This window comes from Rugamonas violacea (assembly GCF_016461825.1).
Taxonomy (GTDB): Bacteria; Pseudomonadota; Gammaproteobacteria; order Burkholderiales; family Burkholderiaceae_D; genus Rugamonas.
Genome location: NZ_JAEMNU010000026.1, coordinates 1 through 2061, shown reverse-complemented (window position 1 = coordinate 2061; position 2061 = coordinate 1). Strand labels below are relative to the sequence as shown.

Here is a 2061-nt window from a genome sequence, read left to right as displayed (position 1 = left end):
CGTATCACCAATTCAAGCGCTCAAAGCATGGCAGAAGAAAAAGCCCGAATTATTTGTTAAACGCGTGTATAACCACACGAGTCTTGACAGCTACGGACTTCCTGCCGAACACCCACGCAACGAACACTGCTATCGCCATCGCAATTGTTCAAAGTCACCTCACGCTGCTTGTCCAAGCTCTCAAGACGCTTCACCTCGGCACAGTCCGAAGCACTTCCCTTGCCGGACTTGCAGCCTTTTTGCGCTTTCAGCAACGCATTGATTTCCTCATGCTTCAAGTAGTTATTAACGACTTGGTCATAACCACTAACCGCACCCGCATCTCCTCCAACCATACCGGCCAAGCCGGTGCTCGCCGCCAGTATCACCGCTTTGCGCACTGCATCTGGCAAATCCAAGCCGCTTATGTATTCGTTAACCTTCGGAGCCGACCATGCGCTTACGCCAGCCCCTGCCGCACCATTTACGCCCCCGGCCAGAGCACCAATGATGGTGTGCGCCAAGATACGATTCGCCCCGCCCTCGGCCCACTTTTCGGCCTCCGCATAGTCGCCGCGATCAAACGCCGCCTTTTGCTGCTCCCCGGCAAAATCACCGACTTTCTTCGCCGCCAACTGGCCGAACGCGCTGGTGATAGCCATTTGTGCGTTGACCTCCTTTTCCAGCGCCTTGCCGTCCCAGCCCTTGCTCAAACTATTTGCCGCGTCCTTCTCGGCGCTGACATCACGGTTCACCCCGGCCAACTGCTGCTCGACCGTGTTACCGGTCAACTCGTGTTGACGCGCCGCGTTAGTGATATCGATAAACCCGCCGCTTATCCCGGCCAAGGTGACGCTTTGCTGGCTTCCCGAGGCGCCGCCGAATCCAGCTCCGCCACCGGGGCCGCTTGGATTTTTCTTATCACTTGCGGCGCCCTTGTCTCTATCCGTGCTGGCCGTAGTCTGCTCACCGACCTTGGCGCTGAGCGAACCCGACACGGAAAAACCGCTGGCGTCGTGCTGGTCCTTGTTCCGCAGGTCGCTGCTCGTCAGACTATCGGTGACTAGGCTGTTCAACTCGTCCTCAATCGCCGACTCCTTGCTGCTCAGCACGGCCCCCTTCAGGTCGGTGTTGCCCTTGACGATGACATCAAAACCACCGCCGCCTGCCTTGATGCCGCTCTGCTCGATCACTGAGAGGAAGTCGCCCTCGACCTTGGAGTTGCTGAAGTTGCCGCTCACCGAGCTGCTGCCATAGCAGACGGGCGGCAGGCAGACGGTGATGCCGACACCCGCGCTCACCTGCTTGCTCTTGTACTTGCTGCTGTCTTGCAGGCTCTCGATGTTGAGATTGCCGCCGACGTCGGCCACCACGGCATCGCCGGCGATCACGCCGCCCTTCACGTTGGTGTCGCCGCCGCTGGTCACATTCACCACGCCGCCTCCGGTGACGTGGGTGTTGAGATGGCTCAGGTCGTCGCCGTCGGCGTTGCCGCGCGCCTTGGACGCCGCGAAGTCGAACGTCATACCGTTCTGCTGCCCGCCGAACGCGAAGCCGATGCCGATGCTGGCGCCGCTGGAACTATTGGTGTTGTGCTGGCTGACCGTGCTTTCGGCCGCCAGCAGGTTCACTTGGTTGTCGGCGTTCAGCGTCACGTTGGTGCGGGCGTTGATATCGCTACCGATGGCGGTGAGGTTGCTGTCCTTGCCGCCACCGCTGGCCTTGATGCTGACCTTGCCACCGGCGTCGATGGTGGAACCGACGGCGATGATGGCGCTTTGCATCGAGTTGGTCTCACTTTTCGAATTGCCCAGGCTGACGCTGACCTTGATGCCAGTCGCCATGCCGTTGGAGAACGCTTCGGCGGTCTTCGCCAACGCCTCCGCACTGGCGGCGAGATTGACCGCCGCCAAGGCCTGCATGCGCGAGTCCTTGGTGTTCTTGCCCGCATCAAACGTGCCCTTGATGCCCTTGACCGCGTCGATCAAGGGCACGCTGATCGTGCCGCCGATCGCCGTCTTGGCATACGTCGTGTGGTCGGTGCTGTCGGTCGTGCTGAAGCCGGCGTTGACCAGCACGTCA

At 60.4% G+C, this 2061-nt stretch carries 1 protein-coding gene; it reads right to left on the bottom strand.

The annotated features are described in order from the left end of the window. Positions 1-56 precede the first annotated feature (56 nt). Positions 57-1763 carry a hemagglutinin repeat-containing protein gene (locus H7U20_RS05180; protein ID WP_458351864.1) on the bottom strand — a complete coding sequence of 569 codons (1707 nt, stop codon included), beginning with the start codon at positions 1761-1763 and terminating at the stop codon, positions 57-59. Positions 1764-2061: the final 298 nt, after the last annotated feature.